At 71.2% G+C, this 24,665-nt stretch carries 22 protein-coding genes and 1 tRNA gene; 15 read left to right on the top strand and 8 right to left on the bottom strand.

Annotated features, from left to right (window positions below; genetic code table 11):
* Positions 1–6: 6 nt before the first annotated feature.
* The 4 genes from mycP to OG444_RS15335 are packed head-to-tail and all read left to right on the top strand — an operon-like array spanning position 7 to position 4,474.
* The gene (gene mycP, locus OG444_RS15350) at positions 7–1,182 is read left to right on the top strand and encodes a type VII secretion-associated serine protease mycosin (RefSeq protein WP_327262712.1); all 1,176 of its coding nucleotides are present in this window, start codon (positions 7–9) and stop codon (positions 1,180–1,182) included.
* Between the two features lie 27 nt (positions 1,183–1,209).
* A complete protein-coding gene (locus tag OG444_RS15345) occupies positions 1,210–1,638 on the top strand; it encodes a hypothetical protein (protein ID WP_327266791.1) in 429 nt (142 codons plus the stop codon).
* Positions 1,639–1,646: 8 nt separating this feature from the next.
* Positions 1,647–3,929, top strand: coding sequence for a hypothetical protein (locus OG444_RS15340; protein ID WP_327262711.1), 2,283 nt, complete (start codon positions 1,647–1,649; stop codon positions 3,927–3,929).
* Positions 3,929–4,474, top strand: a complete 546-nt coding sequence (locus tag OG444_RS15335) for a hypothetical protein (protein ID WP_327262710.1) — start codon at positions 3,929–3,931, stop codon at positions 4,472–4,474. The genes OG444_RS15340 and OG444_RS15335 overlap by 1 nt, the downstream gene beginning before the upstream one ends.
* A 56-nt stretch (positions 4,475–4,530) precedes the next feature.
* On the opposite strand, the gene OG444_RS15330 is transcribed toward OG444_RS15335, so the two are convergent.
* A tRNA-Cys gene (locus tag OG444_RS15330) sits at positions 4,531–4,602 on the bottom strand.
* Positions 4,603–4,782: 180 nt separating this feature from the next.
* Between OG444_RS15330 and OG444_RS15325 the strand changes: the two genes are divergently transcribed.
* From OG444_RS15325 to OG444_RS15310, 4 genes are all read left to right on the top strand, one after another.
* Entirely contained in the window at positions 4,783–6,234 is a 1,452-nt protein-coding gene (locus OG444_RS15325) for an MFS transporter (protein WP_327262709.1), read from the top strand.
* Positions 6,235–6,286: 52 nt separating this feature from the next.
* On the top strand, positions 6,287–6,487 hold the full coding sequence (locus OG444_RS15320) for a hypothetical protein (RefSeq protein WP_327262708.1): 201 nt from the start codon (positions 6,287–6,289) through the stop codon (positions 6,485–6,487).
* Complete coding sequence (locus OG444_RS15315) at positions 6,484–6,894, top strand: type II toxin-antitoxin system death-on-curing family toxin (protein WP_327262707.1); 411 nt, start codon at positions 6,484–6,486, stop codon at positions 6,892–6,894. The genes OG444_RS15320 and OG444_RS15315 overlap by 4 nt, the downstream gene beginning before the upstream one ends.
* Before the next feature lie 136 nt (positions 6,895–7,030).
* On the top strand, positions 7,031–8,815 hold the full coding sequence (locus tag OG444_RS15310; RefSeq protein WP_327262706.1) for a DEAD/DEAH box helicase: 1,785 nt from the start codon (positions 7,031–7,033) through the stop codon (positions 8,813–8,815).
* A 57-nt stretch (positions 8,816–8,872) separates the two neighbouring features.
* Here OG444_RS15310 and OG444_RS15305 read toward each other — a convergent pair whose 3' ends face one another.
* Positions 8,873–9,163 (bottom strand): hypothetical protein, encoded by a 291-nt coding sequence (locus OG444_RS15305; RefSeq protein WP_327262705.1) that lies wholly within the window; start codon positions 9,161–9,163, stop codon positions 8,873–8,875.
* Positions 9,164–9,600: 437 nt separating this feature from the next.
* On the opposite strand from OG444_RS15305, the gene OG444_RS15300 reads away from it, so the two are divergent.
* Complete coding sequence (locus tag OG444_RS15300; protein WP_007264382.1) at positions 9,601–10,242, top strand: IclR family transcriptional regulator; 642 nt, start codon at positions 9,601–9,603, stop codon at positions 10,240–10,242.
* Positions 10,243–10,454: 212 nt separating this feature from the next.
* Positions 10,455–11,252, top strand: coding sequence for a S16 family serine protease (locus OG444_RS15295; RefSeq protein ID WP_327262704.1), 798 nt, complete (start codon positions 10,455–10,457; stop codon positions 11,250–11,252).
* Here the strand turns inward: OG444_RS15295 and OG444_RS15290 are convergent.
* The 3 genes from OG444_RS15290 to OG444_RS15280 all read right to left on the bottom strand — a co-directional run bounded on the left by OG444_RS15290 (position 11,182) and on the right by OG444_RS15280 (position 13,726).
* A complete protein-coding gene (locus tag OG444_RS15290) occupies positions 11,182–12,477 on the bottom strand; it encodes an MFS transporter (protein WP_327262703.1) in 1,296 nt (431 codons plus the stop codon). The genes OG444_RS15295 and OG444_RS15290 overlap by 71 nt on opposite strands.
* A 94-nt stretch (positions 12,478–12,571) precedes the next feature.
* A complete protein-coding gene (locus OG444_RS15285; protein WP_327262702.1) occupies positions 12,572–13,171 on the bottom strand; it encodes a helix-turn-helix domain-containing protein in 600 nt (199 codons plus the stop codon).
* Positions 13,172–13,246: 75 nt separating this feature from the next.
* Positions 13,247–13,726: an Lrp/AsnC family transcriptional regulator gene (locus OG444_RS15280; RefSeq protein WP_327262701.1), complete on the bottom strand. Its 480-nt coding sequence runs from the start codon at positions 13,724–13,726 to the stop codon at positions 13,247–13,249.
* Between the two features lie 141 nt (positions 13,727–13,867).
* On the opposite strand from OG444_RS15280, the gene hppD reads away from it, so the two are divergent.
* Complete coding sequence (hppD, locus tag OG444_RS15275; protein ID WP_327262700.1) at positions 13,868–15,022, top strand: 4-hydroxyphenylpyruvate dioxygenase; 1,155 nt, start codon at positions 13,868–13,870, stop codon at positions 15,020–15,022.
* A gap of 139 nt (positions 15,023–15,161) precedes the next feature.
* Here the strand turns inward: hppD and OG444_RS15270 are convergent, their stop codons facing one another.
* The gene (locus OG444_RS15270) at positions 15,162–16,691 is read right to left on the bottom strand and encodes a tetratricopeptide repeat protein (RefSeq protein WP_327262699.1); all 1,530 of its coding nucleotides are present in this window, start codon (positions 16,689–16,691) and stop codon (positions 15,162–15,164) included.
* Between the two features lie 124 nt (positions 16,692–16,815).
* On the opposite strand from OG444_RS15270, the gene OG444_RS15265 reads away from it, so the two are divergent.
* Positions 16,816–18,198 carry an FAD-binding oxidoreductase gene (locus OG444_RS15265; protein WP_327262698.1) on the top strand — a complete coding sequence of 461 codons (1,383 nt, stop codon included), beginning with the start codon at positions 16,816–16,818 and terminating at the stop codon, positions 18,196–18,198.
* 44 nt (positions 18,199–18,242) lie between these two features.
* On the opposite strand, the gene OG444_RS15260 is transcribed toward OG444_RS15265, so the two are convergent.
* Positions 18,243–18,722: an SsgA family sporulation/cell division regulator gene (locus tag OG444_RS15260; RefSeq protein ID WP_327262697.1), complete on the bottom strand. Its 480-nt coding sequence runs from the start codon at positions 18,720–18,722 to the stop codon at positions 18,243–18,245.
* 257 nt (positions 18,723–18,979) lie between these two features.
* Between OG444_RS15260 and OG444_RS15255 the strand changes: the two genes are divergently transcribed.
* Entirely contained in the window at positions 18,980–20,524 is a 1,545-nt protein-coding gene (locus tag OG444_RS15255; protein ID WP_327262696.1) for an RDD family protein, read from the top strand.
* An 87-nt stretch (positions 20,525–20,611) separates the two neighbouring features.
* Positions 20,612–21,343 (top strand): RDD family protein, encoded by a 732-nt coding sequence (locus OG444_RS15250; protein ID WP_327262695.1) that lies wholly within the window; start codon positions 20,612–20,614, stop codon positions 21,341–21,343.
* 75 nt (positions 21,344–21,418) lie between these two features.
* On the opposite strand, the gene OG444_RS15245 is transcribed toward OG444_RS15250, so the two are convergent.
* Complete coding sequence (locus OG444_RS15245) at positions 21,419–21,724, bottom strand: hypothetical protein (RefSeq protein WP_327262694.1); 306 nt, start codon at positions 21,722–21,724, stop codon at positions 21,419–21,421.
* 493 nt (positions 21,725–22,217) lie between these two features.
* Here OG444_RS15245 and OG444_RS15240 point away from each other — a divergent pair, with 493 nt between their 5' ends.
* Positions 22,218–24,572: an immune inhibitor A domain-containing protein gene (locus OG444_RS15240; RefSeq protein ID WP_327262693.1), complete on the top strand. Its 2,355-nt coding sequence runs from the start codon at positions 22,218–22,220 to the stop codon at positions 24,570–24,572.
* Positions 24,573–24,665 lie beyond the last annotated feature (93 nt).

Genomic DNA, 24,665 nt, shown 5'->3' with positions numbered 1-24,665 from the left:
CACGGGATGCGCATGCGTAAGGCGACCTCGGCATTGGTGGGTCTGCTGCTGGCAGGGGTCGCCGCGACCCCTGCCCATGCAGACACCATTCGATCGCAGCAATGGCATCTCGACGCCATGAAGGCCGACGACATCTGGAAGGTCAGCACGGGCAAGGGCGTCACAGTCGCGATCATCGACACAGGCGTGGCCAAGATTCCGGAACTCGATGGCCAGGTCCTTCCGGGGAAGGATTTCGCTACGTCGTATGACGGTGACGAGCGTTCCGACTACGACAACCACGGCACGACGATGGCTGCGCTGATCGCTGGTTCGGGAAAGCACCCCAGCGGCGATGGATCGTTTGGTTTGGCGCACGGCGCCAAAATTCTCCCCATTCGTGTTCCGAACGAGGAGAGCCGGAAGACCCCGTCTTGGGTGGCTGCCATTCGGTATGCGGCAGACTCCGATGCCAAGATCATCAATATCTCTCTGGCCTTGGACGGTACAGCCGAAGATGATCAAGCCCGGCGGGAAGCGGTAAGGTACGCGCTCTCCAAGGGAAAGCTGATCTTTGCTGGCGCTGGCAATGACGGTGATACGACCAATGCGATCCTCTATCCGGCCGCGACCCCCGGCGTGGTGGGTGTCGGAGCGACAGACACCAATGGGGGCGCGACCAAGGAGTCGCAGCACGGTCCGCAGATTGACATGTCTGCCCCGGGCATCGACATGGTGACTGCCTGCGCGGGCAAGACGGGGCTCTGCAAGAACCATGGCACCAGCGACGCATCCGCCCTCGCCTCCGCCTCCGCCGCCCTCATCTGGTCCGCCCACCCCGAGTGGACCAACAACCAGGTCCTCCGCGTCCTCCTGAACACCGCCGGTAAGCCCGTCGACGGCGTCGAGCGCAACGACTACATCGGCTACGGCATCGTCCGCCCCCGCGTCGCGCTGCAGACCCCCGGCGACCCCGGGCCGGCCGACGTCTATCCGCTGCCCGATCTCGCAGCGGCGGACGGGGCCAGCAAGCCCTCCGCGTCCGCGGACGCCAAGGCCCCCGACGCGGCCGCGTCCAAGCCCGCCGCCCAGGCCGAGGAGAAGAAGAGCGGCAGTGTGCTTCCCTGGATCGCCCTTGGTCTGGGAGCCTGCGTGCTGATCGGTGGGGCCGTGACCGTGGTCGTCGTACGCCGCAACCGTTGACCTACTGACAATCCGGGAGTGCACGCAATGTCGTTCGACGAGGAATGGTCGGCGGCTCGCGCCTCGGCCTCCGCCAATGTCACCATGCGCCTCAATCAGGTGCCCACCGACCCCGGCGGTGGTGGTGGCGGTGGCGGTGACCTCGAGCTCAATCAGGACCACATCGGGGCGATCGGGTCCGAGGCGTACAAGCTGCACACGCGCCTGCAGACCGACGGCAAGCACGCCGCCACCGCCACCGCCGAGGCGGCCGGGGCCCTCACCAAGGAGGGCTTCGCGAGCGGGGCGGCGCTGCTCAAGGCCAGCAGTGCGTGGGAGAGCCAGGTGAAGACCCTCGTGGCCGCCTGCGCCAACATCTCCAACGGGTTGAACTACTCGCTCTCCTCCCACGCCAAGGACGAGCAGCAGCTCCATGCGGACTTCACCGCATCCGCGATAGACAAATACCTCAAGTAGGCGCCTTCATGCTGACGTACGAGAACGTGATGAACGCGCCCCTGGGCAAGCTCCAGAGCGCCGTCACCGACTGGACGGCGATGGCCGGCAAGCTGGACGAGATGGCCGAGGCCGCTCGCAACGGCATGAAGGCGAAGTCCGACAAGGCCGAGTGGAGCGGGGTCACCGCAGGAGTGGCGCGCGGGTTCGTCGACAAGACGGCCAAGGAGTTCGAGGACGCGGCCAAGGCCGCCAAGGGCATGCGCCAGGTCCTCGCCGACGCGCACGCGACGTTCAAGGCCGCCCAGGACGAGCTGAAGAAGCTCGCCGCCGAGGCCCCGGCGGCCGGCTTCAAGGTCGATGCGGACGGGCGGGTCACCGCCATCCCGCTGCCCACCGAGGGCGAGCGGAACGCGGCCCGGCACGACCCCGACTACCAGGCGACCCTGAACGCGGCCCGCAACGCGTGGCAGACCCGGATCAACCGGGCGGTCGAGGACGCCCAGGACGCCGATGACTCCCTGGTCCGGGTCCTCCAGGCGAACGTCGCCGACGAACACGACTTCAGTGGACCGAAGTTCACCACCCTCGATGCCGAACAGGCCTCCCGAGCCGCCGATCTGATGAAGAAGGTCACCGGCGAGGGCGGCACGGCCCGCAATGTCGAGGCGCTGCGCGAGCTGGAGGAACTGCTCGACGACAACCGCACGGACCCGGAGTTCTCCACGGGCTTCTACCGGACGATCGGCGCCGAGGGCACGTTGGAGATGTACTCCAAGATGTCCCTCGACGCGACCGGTCTGGGCGTGCCCGGCAAGGACCGCGCGCTGATGGTCGCGAACATCCAGAGCGACATGGGCGCGATGCTCGGCCTCGCGACGCACAAGGACGTCCCGAACCACCTCGACGCGACCTGGACCACCCAGCTGATGAAGGCGGGCCGCAAGGAGATGGCCGTCTACGGCGGCGTGCAGCAGATCTACGGCTACCAGGCCCTGGGGGCGCTGCTGCGCGAGGGGAAGTACGACACGGAGTTCCTCACCTCCGTCGGCCGGGACATGGTCGCCATGGACCGCAAGGACCCGCGGGCCTGGGAGTTCCACACCCCGTACGGACTGGAGTCGGTCCTCAGCCAGGGCAAGGACGGCCGCGGCTTCTACCCGCTGACCGGCCTGATGGAGGCGCTGGGCAACAACCCGGACGCCGCGACGGCCTTCTTCAACGAGCCGGTCCGCGAGGACAGCAACAAGGACGGCATCGTCACGAAGGACGACAAGCCGGTCTCGGGGCAGCACGGCAAGGATCAGGGCATGGTCGACTACATGCTCGACAAGAAGCCGTACATGGACAGCTTCGACATCTCGCGGACCGGTGAGCTGCACCCGGCCCAGCAGGCCGTCGGCGATGCCCTGATGGCGGCGGTCTCGCACCGGAGCCCCGGCGACGAGGATTCCCCGCCGGTGGCACACACCAAGGAGATGGCGGCCGTCATGGAACGGGTCGTCGAGAAGATCGGCGACAAGCCGGAGCTGGTCGACGCGGACCCGAAGGAACCGGACGGGCCGCTGAACGGGCTGTCCGGGCACTTCGGCCAGATGGCGGCCGAGTACATGCCGGACATGCAGGCCGCCGCGGAGAACGGCAGCGGGACGATCAAGGCCAACGGCGAGATGGCCGAGTTCGACAAGGCCGGCATGGCTCGGTTCATCGGCGCGGTGGGCCAGGATCCGGACGCCTACGGTGCGATGACCACCGCCCAGCGCACCTTCACCACAGCACTGGTCAACGACGTGTTCGACCACCGGGGCGAGTACGACGACGTCGATGCGGCCGTCAAGGTCGCGGTGCACCCCGGCGGACAGATCGCCGGCATGCTGTCCGAGGCCCGTGCTGAGGGCACGTTCGGCGAGAACGCCCACAAGCAGGAGGAGTACGTCAAGGGCGTCGAGGACAACGCCAAGTGGGTCAACCGCGGTATCACCGCGGCGGGCGGCAAGTACCTCGAACTGGTGCCGTTGGCCGGCGACGTCGTCGAATGGCTTCAGGAGGACATCACGGAGAGCGTGGTCGAGGGGGCCCAGAAGGACGCGGCGAAGAAGGTCGAGGACAGCAACCAGAAGGCGGGCGAGGAGTACGTGCGCGCGCAGACCGGCGCGTCCGACTCGGCCGCGGCCTCGGTCCGGATCGCAGCCCGCGGATCCGGATTGTCCGAGCGGACCATCGACTCCTACGCCGGTGTCGCGTCAACGGAGACGGCGAACGCCTACTCGGTCGGCCGGGACCTGGTGGCCACCATGAACGGAGGATCCTGATGTTCCGTCCCCGCACCCCTCGTGTGGTCGTCACCGTCGCCATGGGGGCAGCACTGCTCGCCGGCTGCTCCGAAGGCAAGACGTCGGCTGCGCCCGAGCTGCCCGCTTCCACCTGCTTCGGGGCCTTCACGCCGACGGAGCTCGCGCCCTTCATGGGCACGGGCGAGAAGGTGCAGGTGGACGGGCCGGCCGACGTTCGTCTGAGCGCCGGCCGGAAGAGCGCGATCTGCAACATCTATGTGGACGGGAAGACCCGCTTCTTCGCCTCGGCGGAGCGGTTGCCGCACGGGCAGCACTTCTTCTGGGCTCCTGCGGTCGACGAGCAGAAACCGGAGCCGCTTGCCTTCGCCGAGAACAGCAAGCTGTGGGACAGCGGTGCCGCGATCTTCCTCTCCTGCAACGGCCCCGCCGATCCCTTCGAGCTCAAGCTGTGGCTCGACGGCTCGACGGAGCAGATCAAGCAGGAGGAACGCCGCCCCTTGTTCGCGGGGCTCATGAAGAAGTACCTCGACTTCGCCAGGGAGCAGACCGGCTGCGGTGCCTGAGCCGGGAAAGGCGAAGGCCGCTCAAGGGTGCGCCTGCCCCTGAGCGGCCCGCCGCGAAGCCGTGACCGGATTCGAACCGGCGTAACCCGCTTTGCAGGCGAGTCCCTCAACCACTCGGGCACACGGCTGTGAGGTGGTGATGTGCACGACCGTACGGGGGGCCCGCGGGGGGCGGGAAGGGGTTCGGCGGCCGTGCAATGCGACTGCCATGCCGCGTTCACAGTCCGGCGACCTAGGACTTCGGGACGAGAGCCGGATCCGTCTAAAAGACAGGGTCGATGCAGGGCTACGCACCTTACTCTGGGGCGATGAGCGCCCTTGAACCCCGCGTGCCCCAGAGAACCGCACCGATCCCGCCCCCGCCCCGGGGCGGGATCCTCGGGCCCGCGTACCGGACGCTCAGCATCGGGATCATCTCCGTCGTCTTCCTCATCGCCTTCGAGGCCACCGCCGTCGGCACGGCCATGCCCGTCGCCGCGCGCGAGCTGGAGGGGATCGGGCTCTACGCCTTCGCCTTCTCCGCCTACTTCACGACCAGCCTCTTCGGCATGGTCCTGGCCGGCCAGTGGGCCGACCGGCAGGGGCCGCTGCGGCCGCTGACCATCGGGATCGGCGCCTTCGCCTCCGGGCTCGTGATCTCCGGGACGGCCGGAGCCATGTGGGTGTTCGTGCTCGGCCGGGCCGTGCAGGGCTTCGGCGGCGGGCTGGTCATCGTCGCCCTCTACGTCGTCGTCAGCCGGGCCTACGAGGAGCGGCTGCGGCCCGCGATCATGGCGGCCTTCGCCGCCAGCTGGGTGGTGCCCTCGATCGTCGGGCCGCTGGCCTCCGGGACCGTCACCGAGCACCTCGGGTGGCGGTGGGTCTTCCTCGGGATACCGGCGCTGGTCGTGGTCCCCCTCGTGGTGGCGCTCCCCGCGATACGGCGCACCGCGTCCGGACCCGTCGACGCCGACGCCCCGCCCATGGCCTTCGACCGGCGGCGGATCCGGCTCGCCTTCGGCATCTCGGTGGGGGCGGGGCTGCTCCAGTACGCCGCCCAGGACCTGCGGTGGCTGTCGCTGGTGCCGGGCATCGCGGGCGCGGTCCTGCTGGTGCCCGCCGTGCTGGGGCTGCTGCCGCGCGGGACCTACCTGGCGCGGCGCGGGCTGCCGTCCGTGGTGCTGCTGCGCGGGGTGGCCGCCGGGTCGTTCGTCGCCGCGGAGAGCTTCGTACCGCTGATGCTGGTCACCCAGCGGGGGCTGAGCCCGACGATGGCCGGGTTCTCGCTCGCGCTGGGCGGGCTCACCTGGGCGGGCGGCTCGTGGGTGCAGTCCAAGGGGCGGATGGCGCCGTACCGGGAACGGCTGATGGTGAGCGGGATGGTGCTGGTGGCCCTGGCCATCGCCGCGGCGCCCGCCGTGCTGATCGAGTCCGTGCCCGTGTGGACGCTGGCGCTGGCATGGGCGGTCGGCTGCCTCGGCATGGGCCTGGTGATCGGTTCCACGAGCGTGCTGCTGCTCCAGCTGTCGGCCCCGGAGGAGGCGGGCTCCAATTCGGCCTCGCTGCAGATCTCGGACGCGCTGGCGAACGTGGTGCTGCTGGCCGGCGGGGGCGCCGCCTTCGCCGCACTGGGGGGCGGCGCGGTGGGCGCCGCGCACGCTGTGACCTCCGGAGCCCCGGCCTCGCACCCGGCCGCGTTCGCCGCCGTGTTCCTGCCGATGGCCTGCGTGGCGCTGGTCGGCGCGTGGGTGGCGACCCGGCTGGAGCCCGCGAAGGTGTGAGCGCCGGGAATCCGGGTGCGTCCGGACCGGCGCCGGCACTACCGTTCCCGCCATGAACGAGTTGATCATCCGGTTGTCCGACGCGGAGCGGGCGCAATGGGCCGACCTGGCCGACGCCACCGGCCGCACGCCCGAGGAGTTCGCGCTCGACGCCGTGCGGGCACGGCTGCGGGCCGAGCGGGACCGGGTCGGGGCCGAGGCGGGACGGCTCGCGCTGCGGCACGCGCCCCTGCTGAAGCGGCTCGGCGCATGAGCGCCGTCACGGCCCCGGTGCGCCACCTCACGCTCGCCGAGGTCCTGGACCTCGCCCGGCACGCCTGCCTGGCACAGGACCAGCCCGTGGAGCTGCGGGCCCCCGGGCTGCTGGAGTCGGCCGTGCACCGGCCCCGGGCCCGCATGTTCGGGACTCCGGCCTACGAGGACCTGTACGAGCAGGCCGCCGCGCTGCTCCACGCCCTCGCCACGAACCACCCCCTGGTCGACGGGAACAAGCGCACCGCCTGGCTCGCCGCGGCGACCTTCCTCGCCGTGAACGGCGTCGACCTCGGCGATGCGGACCAGGAGGCCGCCTACGGCCTGGTCATCGACGTGGCCGCCGGAGGCGAGACGGAAGTCGCGCGGATCGCCCGCCGACTGAGGGCGCTGACCGAAGCGGTGTGACGCTCGCCGCACCCGCCGAGGTCACGGGCCTGTCCCTCCGCGAGGGGCGGGCCCGGGCCGGTAGGGTGGCCCGGTTGTCCTACGTACGACTGCCTGCCACCCGTACCAGATACGCCGAGAGCACGAACCGGAGACCGTGACTACTACCGCCTCCCACCATCTCTCACCCGCCTTCCCCGGCCGTGCCCCCTGGGGTACCGCCAACAAGCTGCGTGCATGGCAGCAGGGGGCGCTCGACCGCTACATCCAGAGCCAGCCGCGGGACTTCCTCGCGGTCGCCACGCCCGGCGCCGGCAAGACCACCTTCGCGCTCACCCTCGCCTCGTGGCTGCTGCACCACCACATCGTCCAGCAGGTGACCGTCGTCGCGCCGACCGAGCACCTGAAGAAGCAGTGGGCGGAGGCGGCGGCCCGGATAGGCATCCGGCTCGACCCCGAGTACTCCGCCGGACCGCTCAGCAAGGACTACCACGGGGTCGCCGTCACCTATGCCGGTGTCGGCGTGCGCCCGATGCTGCACCGCAACCGCTGCGAGCAGCGCAAGACCCTCGTGATCCTCGACGAGATCCACCACGCCGGTGACTCGAAGTCCTGGGGCGAGGCCTGCCTGGAGGCCTTCGACCCGGCCACCCGGCGCCTGGCGCTGACCGGAACGCCCTTCCGGTCCGACACGAACCCGATCCCCTTCGTCGCGTACGAGGAGGGGAACGACGGGATCCGGCGGTCCTCCGCCGACTACACCTACGGCTACGGCAACGCGCTCGGCGACGGCGTCGTCCGGCCGGTCATCTTCCTCTCCTACAGCGGCAACATGCGCTGGCGGACCAAGGCCGGCGACGAGATCGCCGCCCGGCTCGGCGAGCCGATGACCAAGGACGCCATCTCCCAGGCCTGGCGCACGGCGCTGGACCCGCGCGGCGACTGGATGCCGAACGTGCTGCGGGCCGCCGACCAGCGGCTCACGGAGGTCAGGAAGGGCATCCCGGACGCCGGCGGCCTCGTCATCGCCTCCGACCAGGAGTCGGCGCGCGCCTACGCCAAGCTGCTGAAGGAGATCACCGGCACCAAGGCGACCGTGGTGCTCTCCGACGACACCGGCGCCTCGAAGCGGATCGACGAGTTCAGCGAGGACGGCAGCCGCTGGATGGTCGCGGTCAGGATGGTGTCCGAGGGCGTCGACGTACCGCGCCTCGCGGTCGGCGTCTACGCCACCACCATCTCGACCCCGCTGTTCTTCGCGCAGGCCGTCGGGCGCTTCGTGCGTTCGCGCAGGCGCGGCGAGACCGCGTCCGTCTTCCTTCCGACCATTCCCTATCTCCTCGGCTTCGCCAACGAGATGGAGGTCGAGCGGGACCACGTCCTCGACAAGCCGAAGAAGCAGGGCGAGGAGGATCCGTACGCCGAGTCCGAGAAGGAGATGGACGAGGCGAACAAGCAGGAGGACGAGGACACCGGCGACGAGGAGCAGATGTCCTTCGAGGCGCTGGAGTCCGACGCGGTCTTCGACCGGGTCCTCTACGACGGCGCCGAGTTCGGCATGCAGGCGCACCCGGGCAGCGAGGAGGAGCAGGACTACCTCGGCATCCCCGGGCTGCTGGAGCCGGACCAGGTGCAGATGCTGCTGCAGAAGCGGCAGTCGCGGCAGATCGCGCACAGCCGGCGCAAGCCGGACTCGGAGGCGGACCTGCTGGAGCTGCCGGCCGACCGGCGGCCCGTGGTCTCGCACAAGGAGCTGCTGGAACTGCGGAAGTCGCTGAACACGATGGTGGGCGCGTACGTCCACCAGAGCGGGAAGCCGCACGGGGTGATCCACACGGAGCTGCGCCGGGTGTGCGGAGGTCCGCCGAGCGCCGAGGCGACCGCGGGGCAGCTGCGCGAGCGGATCAAGAAGGTGCAGGAGTGGGCCACCCGTATGCGGTGAGTTCATACGGAGTGGGGACGGGGTCCGTGCGGTGTTTCGCACGGACCCCGTCCGCCGTTACGGGGCTTCGCCGCTACGAGAAGCGGGAGGGAGGGGCGCCTTGCCGAACTTCATCCGAAGCTTGAGGTCGAAGACCTCGTTCTTTTCGACATCAAGGTCGGCCAGGCTGAAGGAGTACACCTCCGCGGATCCGTCCGCCGCAACGGGGTGCCGGCCCCGGGTGCCCTCGGAATCGGGGGCGCAGACCTCCGCCCGGATGTCGCTCGCCTCCCGGCCGAAGGTGTCGAGCATCCACAGGACCAGTGCGAGCGAGCAGTCGTCGACCGCCGGGCGGCCCGAGCGGTCCACGTACAGAGAGAACTCGCGCCTCGGACCCGCGGTGGCGGCCTGCTCCTCGGCCTTCCCGGTCTGCCCGCCCTTCCCGGCCTCGTGCGGCCCCAGGTGCGCGTGCGCGCATCCCCCCTGGAGCCGATCACCATCGTTTTGAACATGCTCAGAGTAATGGGGCGGCAAAGACGTCCTGTGGCAATCGAGGTCACGAATTGACACCGAGGCCGATCAGGAAACGGCATAAACAGGTAGTGAGCGCCCGGATTCTGGACGAGCCCTTCCGCTGAGCGGACCCGCTCGCTACTGTCCCCGCAACAAACGCACCGTGGCAGCGCCGCCGCGGGAGCGCAGCCGGTGCAATGGCCGCTACCGGCGGCCTCTCCGTGCGTCGCCGCGGGACCGGCGGCGTGCCGCCCCGAGAGTCACCGCCGCTCACCGAAAGAGGGAGAGGCGTCGTGACCGCGGAAACCTCCCAGACTCTCGACAGAGGGCTCAGAGTCCTCAAACTGCTCGCCGACACCGACCACGGTCTGACCGTCACCGAGCTCTCCAACCGCCTCGGTGTGAACCGCACCGTGGTCTACCGGCTCCTCGCCACCCTCGAACAGCACGCCCTGGTCCGCCGTGACCTCGGCGGCCGGGCCCGGGTCGGCCTCGGAGTGCTGCGGCTGGGCCGGCAGGTCCACCCGCTCGTACGCGAGGCCGCCCTGCCCGCGCTGCGGTCCCTCGCCGAGGACATAGGTGCCACCGCGCACCTGACCCTCGTCGACGGCACCGAGGCGCTGGCCGTCGCCGTCGTGGAGCCGACCTGGACGGACTACCACGTGGCCTACCGGGCCGGCTTCCGCCACCCGCTGGACCGCGGGGCCGCCGGGCGGGCCATCCTGGCCGCCCGTCAGGGCTCGCTCATCGAACCCGGGTACACGCTGACCCACGGAGAGCTGGAAGCGGGCGCCAGTGGCGCCGCCGCGCCGCTCGTGGGCATCACCGGGCTGGAGGGCAGCGTCGGCGTCGTCATGCTGGCGGATGCGGTGCCGGAGCGGGTCGGGCCGCGGGTGGTCGACGCGGCGCGCGAGGTCGCCGACGCCCTTCGCTGAGCCGCGGGCCCGGCGGTGTCCTCACGCGTGAGGTCCGCTGCCGGGCCGTGCCGTGCCGTGCCGTTGCCGCGTGCGGCGCCGTGGCCGGGGGCGCTGCCCCCGGACCCCCGCGCCTCAAACGCCGGCGGGGCTGAAGGAGCGCCTCAGGCGTCGGCGGGGCTGAAGGAGCGGGGCGGGCCGGTGGGGTGGGAGTGGGCGGATAGATTGGGCGGGTGCTCACTCGCCTCACACGTCTGCCGCGTCCCGCCGCCCTGGCCGTCTGCGCCGTGCCCGTGCTCGGGCTGTTCGTCGCCGCGGCCTTCGCGCCGCTTCCCTTCGTGGTCGCCATCCCGGGGCTGACGGCCGACGTTCTGGGGTCCGACCAGGGCAAGCCGGTCATCACCGTCACCGGGGCCCCGGTCCGGGAGACCAAGGGTGAGCTGCGGATGACCACCATCCGGGCCACCGGCCCGTCCTCGTCCATGAGGCTGCACGAGCTCATCGGGCACTGGTTCGAGACCGATGAAGCGGTCATGCCCAGGGAGGCCGTCTACTCCACGGGCGGAAGCGATGAGGAGATCGAGAAGCACAACCTGGAGGAAATGGCCAAGTCGCAGTCGGTCGCCACCGATGCGGCCCTCGGCTTCCTCCACAAGGACCCCAAGGACGTGAAGGTCGATCTCAACCTCGCCGACGTGGGCGGCCCGAGCGCCGGGCTCCTCTTCTCCCTCGGCATCATCGACAAGCTCGACGGTGACGGCAGCGGCGGCGATCTCACCGGCGGCCGCAGCATCGCCGGTACGGGCACCATCACCGCCGACGGTGAGGTCGGCGCGGTCGGCGGGGTGGCCCTGAAGACCCAGGCCGCGCGGCGCGACGGGGCGAGCGTGTTCCTCGTACCGAAGGCCGAGTGCGCGGACGCCCAGTCGGAGCTCCCCGAAGGGCTGCGGCTCGTCCCCGTCACTTCGCTGACGGATGCGGTGAACGCTCTTCGCGCGCTGAACCGGGGAGAACCCGCCCCGTCCTGCTGACGGCCGGCTCCGGGTCCATCCCGCGCCAGGCGGGGAAGACCGCGGGCGCGAGCGTCGTCAGGAAGAACGTTCCGCCGAACAGCAGCAGCGCCGTGCCCACCCCGAAGCCGTCCACCAGCAGGCCCGCCGCGAGTCCGCCCAGCGGCATGGTCAGCTCGCAGCCCGCCGTGGTCACGCCCGAGACCCGGCTGCGCAGCGCCTCCGGCACCTGCTCGTAGATGACCGTGGTCAGGATCGGGTTGAGCACGCCCACGCCCAGGCCGGCCAGGGCCATCGTCACTGCGAGCGGCAGCGTCGTGTCGGTGAAGGCGGCGACCACGTACCGGCTCGCCCCGGACAGCAGGAAGGCCACGGTGAACACCACGCGGCGCGGGAAGCGCTCGCCCCACATTCCGTAGAGCAGGGCGCCCAGCAGCGCGAAGCCGCCGAAGAGGGAGATCAGCAGGCCGAGGGCGGTGGCGCCGCCGAGGGCGTCCCGGCCGTGCACCGGCAGCAGGACGGACGACCAGCCCTGGTCGAGCCCGTTGGTCATCATGACCATCACGGTGATGCCCAGCAGCAGCCGGGTGCGGGTCATGAAGGCCCAGCCCTCGGCGAGTTCGGCGCGGTACGCCCCGAAGGACGCCTTCCCGGCGGCCCGTTGCGGCTCGGCGGCCGGGACACCGCGCAGGAAGGCGGTGACCAGCAGCGCCGACGCCCCGAAGGTCGCCGCGTCCAGCAGCAGTACGGTCTCGGCGCCGAACGCGGCGATGAGCAGTCCCGCCACCGCGGCCCCGATCATCCGGGCTCCGCGCGAGACCGCGTCGTAGAGGCTCGCGGCCCGGGCGATGGTGGTGCCCGCGTGCTCGGCGAGGTCCGGCAGGAGCACGGCGCGGGCGGTCAGGCCCGGCGTGTGCACCAGGCCGCCGACGGCCATCAGCGCGCACAGCATCCAGAACTCCAGCACGCCCGCGTAGTGCAGCAGCGGGATCGCGCCGACCGACAGGCCGCTGATCAGGTCGGAGGCGGCGGAGACCCGGCGACGGCCGATCCGGTCGATGACCGGTCCGCCGGCCAGGGCGGCCACGACGACGGGCAGGGTGGCGCAGAAGGCGACGATCCCGGCCCGGCCGGCGCTGTTCGTGGTGTGGAGCACGAACCACGGGACGCCGATGAGGGTGAGTGAACTCCCGGCTATGGAAATGGTGTTGGCGGCCAGTACGCCGACCAGGGGGCGCCGGCTCATACGGCGCTCCGCGCGTGGCTCTCGGGCTGGCTGCGGGTGTGGGCTAAGGCGCGCACGACGGCAGGGCTCCTTCGGTTCCGGTGGAAAGAGGGGGCTACTCGGACGCGCCGAGCGGGAAGACGTGCGTGTGGAGACGGACCGTCTCCGTGCCGTCCGTCTCGGGCAGGCGGCGGTAGCTGTCGATCAAGTCGTGCATCCTGTGCAGCAGTTCCTCGCTCTGTGCCGCGGTCAGCCGCAGGGTGAAGTTGCTGAGGTCGGAGCCGCTGCGCCACTGCGTCGACCAGTTGGGCGCGTCGTTGAGCCAGGCGCCGACCTCCTGCGCGTGGGTCGTGGCGATCTCCCGCAGGAAGACCTCCGCCGCGCTGCGCGTGGCCGGGTCGGCGTCCTGGATCAGTGACTCGTCGAGGCTGTTGCCCTCGTGGGAGGCCTTCCACCAGCGCTCGCGGCCTTTGCCGTGCCCGACCGCGTCCTCGACGAAGCCGTGGGTGGCGAGCTGGCGCAGGTGGTAGCTGGTCGAGCCGCTGGACTCACCGAAGCGTTCGGCGAGTTGGGACGCGGTCGCCGGACCGTCGTGCCGCAGAGCGGTCAGCATCCGCATCCGCAGGGGGTGGGCGAGGCCGCGCAGGGAACGTGCGTCGAGTGCGCGGACCTTGGGCTCTGTCGCCGCTTCCGGCGGCCGGGGCTTTTCGGGCATGGCTCGACGATAGAGTTCCAAAGAACTCTATGCAAGGGTTTCTTTGCAACGTCTTCTTTGGATGCCTGCCCGGGTTCAGGCCCCGGTGCCGTCCTCCGCCGCCTGTTCCACCAGCGGGATGATCCGCAGCGGTACCGGGTTCTCCATCACGATCGCCGTCGAGGCCCGCACGATCCCCTCGAAGCCGACGACGCGGTCGATGACCCGCTGGAGGTCGGCGTTGGAGCGGGCCACCAGCCGGCACAGCATGTCCCCGTGCCCCGTCGTCGTGTGCAGCTCCAGCACCTCCGGCACCCCGTTCAGGTGAGCCCGTACGTCGGCCCCCTGCCCCTGCTTGATCTCCAGCGTCGCGAACGCGGTCACCGGATAGCCGAGGGCCGTCGGGTCCACCTGCGGGCCGAACCCGCGGATCACCCCGTTCGACTGGAGCCGGTCCAGGCGTGCCTGCACCGTCCCGCGGGCCACGCCGAGCCGGCGCGAGGCCTCCAGGACCCCGATCCGCGGCTCGCGGGCGAGCAGGACGATGAGCCGGCCGTCGAGTTCGTCGATGCCCATGGATGCCTCCGGGTTCCCACGCGTGCTCGTGGGTGGTCATAGTGCACAGATGTTTCAACCAGCCTGCGGTCATCCTGGGCAGTTTGTACAGTCAAAGAGGAAACTATTGCGCAGCTTGTGGTTCGGCGGGACTCTGCGGTCATGACTGAGTCTCTGGCGAACCTCGAAACCACCCCGCACACCGCGCGTGAGGCAGACCCCTTCCCGGTGAAGGGAATGGACGCGGTCGTCTTCGCCGTCGGCAACGCCAAGCAGGCCGCGCACTACTACTCGACCGCCTTCGGCATGAAGCTCGTGGCCTACTCCGGACCGGAGACGGGCACCCGCGAGACGGCCAGCTACGTCCTGACCAACGGCTCCGCGCGCTTCGTGCTGACCTCGGTCATCAAGGCGACGACCGACCACGGCCGCTTCCTCGCCGAGCACGTCGCCGAGCACGGCGACGGCGTGATCGACCTCGCCATCGAGGTCCCCGACGTCCGTGCGGCGTACGCGTACGCCGTCGAGCAGGGCGCCCGCGGCCTGGACGAGCCGTACGAGGTCAAGGACGAGCACGGCACGGTCGTGCTGGCCGCGATCGCCACCTACGGCCAGACCCGCCACACGCTGGTCGAGCGCGGTGACTACACCGGCCCGTACCTGCCGGGCTACGCGGCCGCCGAGCCGATGGTCGCGGCCCCGGCCAAGCGGACCTTCCAGGCGATCGACCACTGCGTCGGCAACGTCGAGCTCGGCCGGATGAACGAGTGGGTCGCGTTCTACAACAAGGTCATGGGCTTCACGAACATGAAGGAGTTCGTGGGCGACGACATCGCGACCGAGTACTCGGCGCTGATGTCCAAGGTCGTCGCGGACGGCACCAAGAAGGTCAAGTTCCCGATCAACGAGCCGGCGATCGCGAAGAAGAAGTCGCAGATCGACGAGTACCTGGAGTTCTACAACGGCCCCGGTGTCCAGCACATCGCGCTGGCCTCGAACGACATCGTCTCCACGGTCCGCTCGATGCGCGCGGCGGGCGTCCAGTTCCTGTCCGTCCCGGACACGTACTACGACACCCTCGGCGAGTGGGTCGGCGACACCCGCGTCCCGATCGACGAGCTGCGCGAGCTGAAGATCCTGGCCGACCGCGACGAGGACGGCTACCTGCTGCAGATCTTCACCAAGCCGGTGCAGGACCGCCCGACGGTCTTCTTCGAGATCATCGAGCGGCACGGCTCGATGGGCTTCGGCAAGGGCAACTTCAAGGCCCTGTTCGAGGCGATCGAGCGCGAGCAGGACAAGCGCGGCAACCTCTAGCCTGCGGCTCGGCCCGCAGAATCCGACGCGCTGCCCGCACCACTTCGGTGCACCGGGCAGCGGGTCGTCACGGCACGGCCCGAGGGGGGCCCGGCGCCGCACCCGTGCACGGGTGCGGCGCCCCTGTGCTTCCGGCGGCTCAACGGCCCGACGGCGTCGGTGCCGGCGTGGCCTTCGGGTCCGGCGTGGCCTTCGGATCCGGGGTCGGGGTCGGCTTCGCCGCCTTCGGGAGTTCCGGCTCCACCCACGGGGCCGTCGGCCGGATGTTCTCCGGGCCCCCCGGCGGCGGCGCCGCGATCGCCGCCAGGGCCTCCTTCGCCAGCGGCCCGCGCAGCGGCGAGAAGTGCGGGTTCGTCCGCATGGCCTCCTGCAGGTGCCGGCGGGCCGCCTCCTCGTCACCGAGCCCCTGCTCGATCATCGCCCGGTGGTAGGCGAAGTCGGCGCTCCGCAGCCCCGGCTCCGTGGCCTTCTTCGCGTACTCCAGCGCCGCCGCGTCCTCGCCGGCCTGGTGCAGCGCCCACCCCAGCGCGTCCGCGACCTGCACGCTCTTGTGCCGCGACCACTCCTGCGACAGGCGCTTCACCGCCGCCGCCGCATCGCCGTGGTCCGCCTCGTACAGGCCGATCACCACGTCGTCGTCGACCCCGTTCCCGCTGTCCCGGGCCGCCATCGTGGCCAGCGCGTCGTACTGGGCGCGCGCCTCCTGCGCCCGCCCCAGCGACTCCAGCAGCTCGCCCAGTTCCCGCGCCAGCTGCGGCACCGGCGTCCGGCCCAGCGCCATCCGGTAGTCGCGCACCGCCTCCCCGCCGCGCCCCAGTGCCGCCAGCACGCGGGCCCGCCCGCCCAGAGCCTGCGCCTGCGCCGGATCCGTGCGCAGCGCACCCTCGTACTGCCGCAGCGCCTCCGTCGCGTCGCCCCGCTCCCAGGACAGCTCCCCGAGCCGGAACAGCGCGTACGCCTTCTCCGCCGGGGCCTTGGCCGCGCCCGCCGCGTGCTCCATCGCCACCACCGCGTCCTCGCGCCAGCCGCGGTCCCGGTAGACCTGCGAGGCCCTGACGTACGCGGCCAGCCCCGGCCGCATCTCCAGCAGCAGCTCCATCGCCTGCTGCGCGCCCTTGTAGTCGCCGAGCCCGGTGTACGCGTCGACCAGCACCGGGTACGCCGTCCACCGCTTGGGCGCCTGCGCCCGTACGAGCTCGCCCCACTTGCGGGCGGTCCCGAAGTCGCGCCGGGCATTGGCCAGCGCGCCCATGCCCGTCATCGCGTCGAAGTTGCCCTTCTCGGCCGGGCGTACCTCCAGCGAGCGTTTCAGCGCCTTCTCCGCCTTCGGGAACCAGCCCGAATCGGCCGTGCGCCGTGCCCGTTCGAGGTAGGCGGAGCCGAGGACGGCCCACGAGGCGTCGTCGTCCGGATGCGCCGCGAGCCACTTCTCCCGGTCCGCCACCAGCGCCGTCACGTCCACCGCCGACGCGGGTGCGCCCATCCCCACCGCCGACGCGGCACGCTCGCTCGGCTCGGGCGGGCGGGCGTCGTCACCGGTCCGGGCGGGCCGGATCAGCAGGGCCCCGGCGATCAGGACCACGGCGACCGCGGCCGCCACGAGCGTCTTGCGGCCGGTGAAGGTCACGGGCGGCGCCGGCGTCTGCGATTCCTCGTCGATACGGTCCATGGGGTCACTGTGCGTCAATATGAAGAGCTCGCCGAGGTGTCCGAAGAGGGGCGCGGGCGTGTTCACACCGATGGTCCCTCGGCCACCCCTGGGAAGTGCCCCCGCCGACTGCCACGCTGGTCCCATGGATGACGATCTCTTCGCACGTCTGCGGGCAAGCCTGCTCGAAGGGCTCCCCGCCGAATCCCTGCTCACCGACCCCCAGGTGACCACCTCCTACGCCACCGACATGGCCAGCTTCTGCGCCGCCGGCAGCCCGGCCGCCGTGGTCCTGCCCCGGACCGTGGAACAGGTCCAGCACGTCATGCGCACCGCCACCGCGCTACGGATCCCCGTGGTCCCGCAGGGCGCCCGGACGGGCCTGTCGGGCGCAGCCAACGCCTCCGACGGCTGCATCGTGCTCTCGCTCGTCAAGATGGACCGGATCCTGGAGATCAGCGCCGTCGACCGGATCGCCGTGGTCGAGCCGGGCGTGGTGAACGCCGTGCTCTCCCGCGAGGTCGCCCGCCGCGGCCTGTACTACCCGCCCGACCCCTCCAGCTGGGAACAGTGCACCATCGGCGGCAACATCGGCACCGCCTCGGGCGGCCTGTGCTGCGTCAAGTACGGCGTGACCGCCGAGTACGTGCTCGGCCTCGACGTGGTCCTGGCCGACGGACGGCTGCTGCGCACGGGCCGGCGTACCGCCAAGGGCGTGGCCGGCTACGACCTCACACGGCTCTTCGTCGGCTCCGAGGGCAGCCTCGGTGTCGTCGTCCAGGCCGTCCTCGCCCTGCGGCCGGCGCCGCCCCGTCAGCTGGCGCTGGCCGCCGAGTTCCCCACCGTCGCGGCGGCCTGCGACGCCGTCTGCGCCGTCATGGAGGCGGGCCTGACCCCGTCCCTGCTGGAGCTCATGGACCGGACGACCGTCCGGGCCGTCAACGCCCTCGGAAAGATGGGCCTGCCGGAGGCCACCGAAGCCCTGCTGCTGGCCGCCTTCGACACCCCGCACGCCCCCGAGGACCTCGCGGCCGTGGGAGAGCTGTGCACGGCCGCCGGGGCCACCGCCGTGGTCCCCGCCGAGGACGAGGCGGAGTCCGAACTGCTGCTCCAGGCCCGGCGGATGTCCTTCCCCGCCCTGGAGGCGCTCAGGCCCGCGACGATGATCGACGACGTCTGCGTACCGCGCTCGCGGCTCGGCGAGATGCTCGACGGGACGGCCGCCATCGCCCGTACGCACGACCTGCTCATCGGGGTCTGCGCGCACGCCGGGGACGGCAACACCCACCCGATCGTCTGCTTCGACCCCGCGGACGAGGACGAGACGCGGCGGGCCCGCGAGTCCTTCGGCGAGATCATGGCGCTCGGGCTCTCCCTGGGCGGGACCATCACCGGCGAGCACGGGGTCGGCGTGCTGAAGAAGGAGTGGCTGGCCCGCGAACTCGGACCGGTGGGGCTGGAGATGCAGCGCGCCGTCAAGCACGCCTTCGACCCGCTGGGGCTGCTCAACCCGGGCAAGCTCTTCTGACGTACCCCGCCGGGGTCCGCCGCCGGGCGTACGGCCGCCCGCCATCACAGGTCCCCGTCCGCCGACTCGTCCGACGGCCACGGGTCGCGCAGCCACAGGTCATCGGCCGGGGTCGGGGTGAGCAGTTCGGCCAGCGCCGCCTCGAGGCCGAGGCGGTCGGTCTCGGTGCCGGGCGGGACGGCGCGCAGGGTGCGCTCCAGCCAGGCCGACACGGAGGTCGCGGGGGCCTCCAGGAGGGCGTCACCGTCGGGGGAGGTGAGCGCCATGCAGAGCACGGCCTTGTTGTCGACCTTCGTGGGCCAGATCCGGACGTCGCCGTGCCCGCAGGGGCGGAACACCCCTTCCACGAGCAGCTCGCGCGCGAAGGTCCAGTTGACGGGGGTGTTCGAGCCGGTGTGGAAGGTGATGTGCACGGCGTACGGGTCGTGCGCGAGGTAGAGGAGCCGTGCGGGGACGGGGATGCTGCGCTCGGGGGACAGGACCAGCTTCAGTTCCAGCTCGCGCTCGATGACGGGGTGGTGCATGACGGCCTCACTTCGGTTCGGTGTGCGGGGCCGGACGGCGCCCCACACCCGGAGAGAGCACCGGTGTGCCCGGGTATGACGCGACTTCCGGAGGCGAACCGGAGATTGGCCGATTTCTATCGGCTGACCGAAAACCGTCATGGAGGGTGACGTTCGCTCGTTTGCTTGGATTCTCCCGTTACCGGACCTGCCGGGGGGTGGTTCTTGGCTATGGTCCTCCCTTGCACAAGCCTCAAGCCACGATCGGAGTTGGGGACATGACGGCCTCCCCTGGTGACGGCGAGCACGCGGCCCGCGAGGGCTACTACCCGGATCCGTCCATCCCGGGGTACATCCGCTACTGGAACGGCGCGGCCTGGGTTCCGGGAACGAGCCGCCCTGCCCCTGCCCCGGAGCCGGCGCCCGCCGCGCCCGCGCCCGTCGCCGCCCCCGCCGTCCGCGGCGGGCACGCCCCGCGCGCGGACGAGACCGGGCCGGTGTTCCTGGACGACACCTCCACGGCCGAGGCGCTGCCGGAGCACGCCGCCGCCCCGGCCCCGGCTCCTGTGCCCGTCGCCGAGGCGGCCGCCGAGCCCGTGGTGTGGCAGGCAGACCCCCTGCACCAGGCCGGCTTCGGCGGGCCCCGCGACCACCGGGTGTCGTGGGGCAGCGCGCCGGACCCGCAGCCCGCCCCCCGTTCCGCGCCCCGTCCCGAACCGGAACCCCGGCCGGAACCCCTGCCGGAATCGGGCGTGGGACAGGCCGCCCCGCGGTCCGCGGGCATCTCTCTGGCCCGTACGGCGGCTGCCGCGGCGGCCCCCGCCGCAGCGGCCTCGAGACGTTCCGGGCAGGCCTCCGCCGGGATCCTGTCGGTCCGGTCCCCGGCCGCCCAGGCCCCGGCACCGGACCGGTCCCCGGCCGCCCAGACCCCGGCGCAGGACCGGACCCCGGCGCAGGACCGCACCCCGGCCCAGGCCTGGCCCGACGCCCCCGGGACCGGCGGGCCCGGTGCCTCCGGGCTCACCTCCTCCTGGCCCGAGGCGGTGGCCGCCGCACCTGCCCCCGCGCCCGTTCCTGTCCCGGCGCCGGCCCCCGTCCCCACCCCTGCCCGGGTGCCCGCGCCCGAGGCCGAGGCCCCGGCCGCCGACCGGCCCGAGGTGTGGGCCCCGCGCCCCGCCGGAGTACGCCCGAGGATCGCGGCGCGGCCCGAGACGGCGGCCGCTCCCGCCGAGCCCCGGCCCCGGAACCCGGAGCCGAGCACCCCCGGGCAGGACCGCCCGGCCGGCTCCGCCTCCGGCTCCCGCCCCGCGGGGGCCCGTACGCCCCGGGAGGTGTTCGAGCGGATGGCGGAACGGGCCGTGCGCCCCGCGGGCCTGATGCGCCGTGCCACGGCCCGCGCCCTGGACTCCCTCGTCCTCGCCGCCGTCGCGGTGGCGGTCGCCCGGCCCCTCCTGCCCGGGGCCACCGCCCACGTCGAGGCCAAGGTGGACGCCGCCCGCGCGAGCGGCCGCACCACCACCGTCTGGCTCCTCGACACGACCATCGCCGGTCACCTGGGCCTGGTCCTCGGCGCGGTCCTCCTCTTCGGGATCCTGTACGAGGCGCTGCCCACCGCCCGTTGGGGCCGCACCCCGGGCAAGAAGCTGCTCGGCATTCGGGTCCTGGCCACCGCCACGCTGCGCCCGCCCACCTTCGGCGCGGCCCTGCGCCGCTGGCTCGTGTACGCCTTCCTCGGCCTCCCGGGCAGCCTCTGGTGCCTCGTGGACCGCCCGCGCCGCCAGGCCTGGCACGACAAGGCGGCCAGGACGTACGTGGCCCGCTGACCGGTTCGGGCTGCCCCGGACCCGCGCCTCCCCCCGAATGGACGCGGTCCCGTTGCGAGGTGGCCGGAGCCGGGTTCGACTCGGGCCATGAGTACCGACCAGCCGCCGCCGGGCCAGCCGCCCGAGGACGACCCGTTCCTCAAGAAGCCCCAGGAACCGACGCCTCCGTCGGGCGGTTCGCCGTACGGCCCGCCGCCTCCCGGAAGCGGTAGTCCTCCGCCGCCGCCCCCCGGAGGCCCGGGCGGCGGAGGGGGATACCCGCCCCCGCCGCCTCCGTACGGCGGAGGGGACCCCTACGGCGGGAGCGGCGGCTACGGCATGCCCGATCCGCTCGCCGGGATGCCCCCGCTCGCCGACTTCGGCAAGCGGCTCCTCGCGCGCATCATCGACGTGGTCATCATCGCCATCCCGCTGGCCCTCATCCAGCTGGCCTTCGGCACGAGCCGCTACCGGTTCGACAGCGGCCAGGGCGAGGACATCAGCGACGTCGTCTCGCAGTCCTACAGCGGCAGCGGCCTGGTCATGACGCTGATCTCGATCGTCGCGTACGTCGGCTACGACTGGTGGTTCACCAAGAAGAACGGCCAGACCGTCGGCAAGAAGCTGATGAACCTGCGCGTCGCGATGCTCAACGACGGCAGTGTGCCGAACTCCGGCGCCGCCCTCGGCCGCGCCGCCGTGCTCTGGCTGCCGACGCTGATCTGCTGCGCGTGCCTGTGGCCGATCGCGCTGGTCGTCTCGATCCTGGTCGACAAGCCGTACAAGCAGGGCCTGCACGACAAGGTCGGCAAGACGGTCGTCGTCCAGTCCACCACTTAGGCGTCACCGCACGCACCGCAACGCGGGCGGCCTTCCCCAACGGGAGGCCGCCCGCGTCGCGTTGGGCGCGGAAGGTCAGTGGTGAACGGGGTGGTCGACCGTGGCCGAACGGGGCTCGGGCACCCGGGAGCCCTGTGCCGCGCCCTCCTGGGCCGCGGGCGTGACGGCGGCCGCGGGGGCGCCCGTACGGGCCGCATGGCGGCCGCGGCGCCGCGGGGCGGGCACGGTGACGGCGACGAGCAGACCCAGGGCGAGCGCGGCGGCGGAGATGACCGCGACGCCGAGCCCGGTGCTCGTCTGCGAGAGCAGCAGCATGGCGATCGTCGACACGACGACCGTGGCGGACCCGTAAGCGAGCTGTGCGGCAGTCGGACGCGGCATGGCGATATCCGTCCTCGGTGAGGGGAGGGGGAGTCGGCTCAACCGGTTCGCGCGTCAAGTGACTCTATGACGGGAGATGCCCTAGTCGGACCACCGGTAAGCGTGACCTAACACACGGTGCCGGAGCATGGGGGGCGCACGGGATCATTTTCCGGGCGACGTCGGCCGGTCGCGGGCCGCCGCAGCGGGAGAAAGGGGGACGGGACGGACCTGTGCCGGGGTCGGGAAGCGCCGTTCGCCCCGTATGACAGCGGAACGTCCGGATACCGGAACTCCCTGACCGCATAGTGCAGTTGTAAGGGTCAAGTCAAGGTCTGTCTTTTCTTGCGTCTCTCCGGTCAAATGTCGTCACTTGAGACGCGCGCCGCGCGGAACCCCCCGCTCCTATGGAGAAGTTCCGACCTACGTTGCGGCCGCGGGAGGGGAACGACATCAAGTGACCAGCAATTCCGCCAGACGGCGTGCGATACGTGCCGCAGCCGTCACCGTGACCATGGCAGCTTGTGCGACGAGCGCCACTTTCTTCACCGTTACCGCGGCTCAGGCCGAGGGCAAGGCCCCGGCCGCCCCGGTCGCCGACCGGCAGGACCCGACCGCGCCTGCCAAGGTCGTCGAGCACGACCTCAAGGGCCCGTTCAGCGAGCAGCAGGCGCAGCAGCGCAAGGCCGCTCTGGACCAGGTTCTGCAGGGCAAGAAGGACGTCGAGCAGCGCGGCGCCTCCAAGGTCGTCAAGCTCGACGACAAGAAGTACGTCGAGCTCGGCCGCGAGAAGACCGACAAGATCTTCACGATCCTCGTCGAGTTCGGCGACCAGGTCGACAACACGACCATGCACGACCCGGACGGTCCCGGCCCGCAGCCGGCGGTCCCGAAGTACGGCGGCACCCCTGGTCCGCTGCACAACACGATCGCCCAGCCGGACCGCGCCAAGGACAACAGCACCGCCTGGCGCAAGGACTTCAGCCGCGACTACTTCCAGGACCTGTACTTCGCGTCGGGTCAGGGCAAGGACTCGCTGAAGACCTACTACGAGAAGACCTCCTCGGGCCGTTACTCGGTCGAGGGCGAGGTCGCCGACTGGGTCAAGGTCCCGTACAACGAGGGCCGTTACGGCTCCAACTACTGCGGCCAGTCGAACTGCTCCAACGTCTGGGACACCGTCAAGGACGGCGTCACGGCGTGGGTGGAGGGCCAGAAGAAGGCCGGGAAGTCCGACGCCGAGATCAAGGCGAAGCTGGCCCAGTACGACCTCTGGGACCGCTACGACTTCGACGGCGACGGCAACTTCAACGAGCCCGACGGCTACATCGACCACTTCCAGATCGTCCACGCGGGCGAGGACGAGTCGGCCGGCGGCGGCGTGCAGGGCACGCACGCGCTGTGGGCGCACCGCTGGTACGCCTACGGCACCGCGGCGGGCAAGACCGGCCCGGACAACAACAAGGCCGGCGGCACCCAGATCGGCAACTCCGGCATCTGGGTCGGCGACTACACGATGCAGCCCGAGAACGGCGGCCTCGGCGTCTTCGCGCACGAGTACGGCCACGACCTGGGCCTGCCGGACCTCTACGACACCTCCGGTGGCGGCGAGAACGGCGTCGGCTTCTGGTCCCTGATGTCGGCCGGCTCCTGGCTCGGCACCGGCAAGGACTCGATCGGCGACCTCCCGGGCGACATGACCGCCTGGGACAAGCTCCAGCTGGGCTGGCTGAACTACGACACGGCGAAGGCCGCGACGAAGTCCACCCACAAGCTGGGCGTGTCGGCGTTCAACACCAAGGACAAGCAGGCGCTGGTCGTCGAGCTGCCCAAGAAGCAGGTCAAGACCGAGGTCGTCGCGCCCGCCGAGGGTTCCACCCAGTGGTGGAGCGGCATGGGTGACGACCTCAAGAACACCCTGACCCGCTCCGTCGACCTGACGGGCAAGACGTCCGCCGCCGTGTCCCTCAAGGGCTGGTGGGACATCGAGGCCGACTACGACTACCTCTACACCGAGGTGTCCACGGACGGCGGCGCCACCTGGACCGCTCTCGCCGGCACCGCCGACGGCACGGCCCTCCCGGTCGACGCCTCCGGCAGCCCGTCGCTGACCGGTGTCTCCGGCGCCTGGAAGAACCTCAACTTCCCGCTCGACGCCTACGCGGGCAAGAAGGTCGACCTCCGCTTCCGCTACCAGACGGACGGCGGCGCGGGCGGCAAGGGCTTCACCGGTGACGCCCTCACCATCACCGCGGACGGCTCCGCGCTGTTCACCGACGGCGCCGAGAACGGCGACAACGGCTGGACCGGCAAGGGCTTCACGCGGATCGGCGCCAGCTTCACCAAGGAGTACGCGCAGTACTACCTGGCCGAGAACCGCCGCTACGTCTCGTACGACAAGACCCTCAAGGTCGGCCCGTACAACTTCGGCTTCGGCAACACCAAGCCCGACTGGGTCGAGCACTACCCGTACCAGGACGGCCTGCTCATCTGGCAGTGGGACACCAGCCAGAAGGACAACAACACCAGCGCCCACCCGGGCCAGGGTCTGATCCTCCCGATCGACGCCAACGCCAAGCCCATGAAGTGGGCGGACGGCACCCTGCTGCGCAACAAGATCCAGCCGTACGACGCCGCGTTCAGCGCGTACTCGACGGATGCCTTCACCCTGCACAAGAACGGCGAGTCGCTGTTCCTGAAGCCGAAGCCCGCGAACCTGGTCTTCGACGACAGCAAGGGCAAGTACTACTACGACGAGAACCCGACCGGATCGGTGAAGGTCACTGACACCAACACCAAGATCAAGATCCTGAAGGAGACCTACGACGGTGAAGTCATGACCGTCGAGGTGGGTCCCTCGAAGAAGTAACTCGGTAAAACTGCAGGTCAAAGCATGATCGGCCGTCGCCCCCTAGCGGGCGGCGGCCGATCGCGTTTAGATGCCCGGTACGAGTTTCTTATT

The sequence above is a fragment of the Streptomyces sp. NBC_01232 genome, assembly GCF_035989885.1.
Taxonomy (GTDB): domain Bacteria; phylum Actinomycetota; class Actinomycetes; order Streptomycetales; family Streptomycetaceae; genus Streptomyces.
This window is presented reverse-complemented; position numbering and strand designations above follow the sequence as displayed.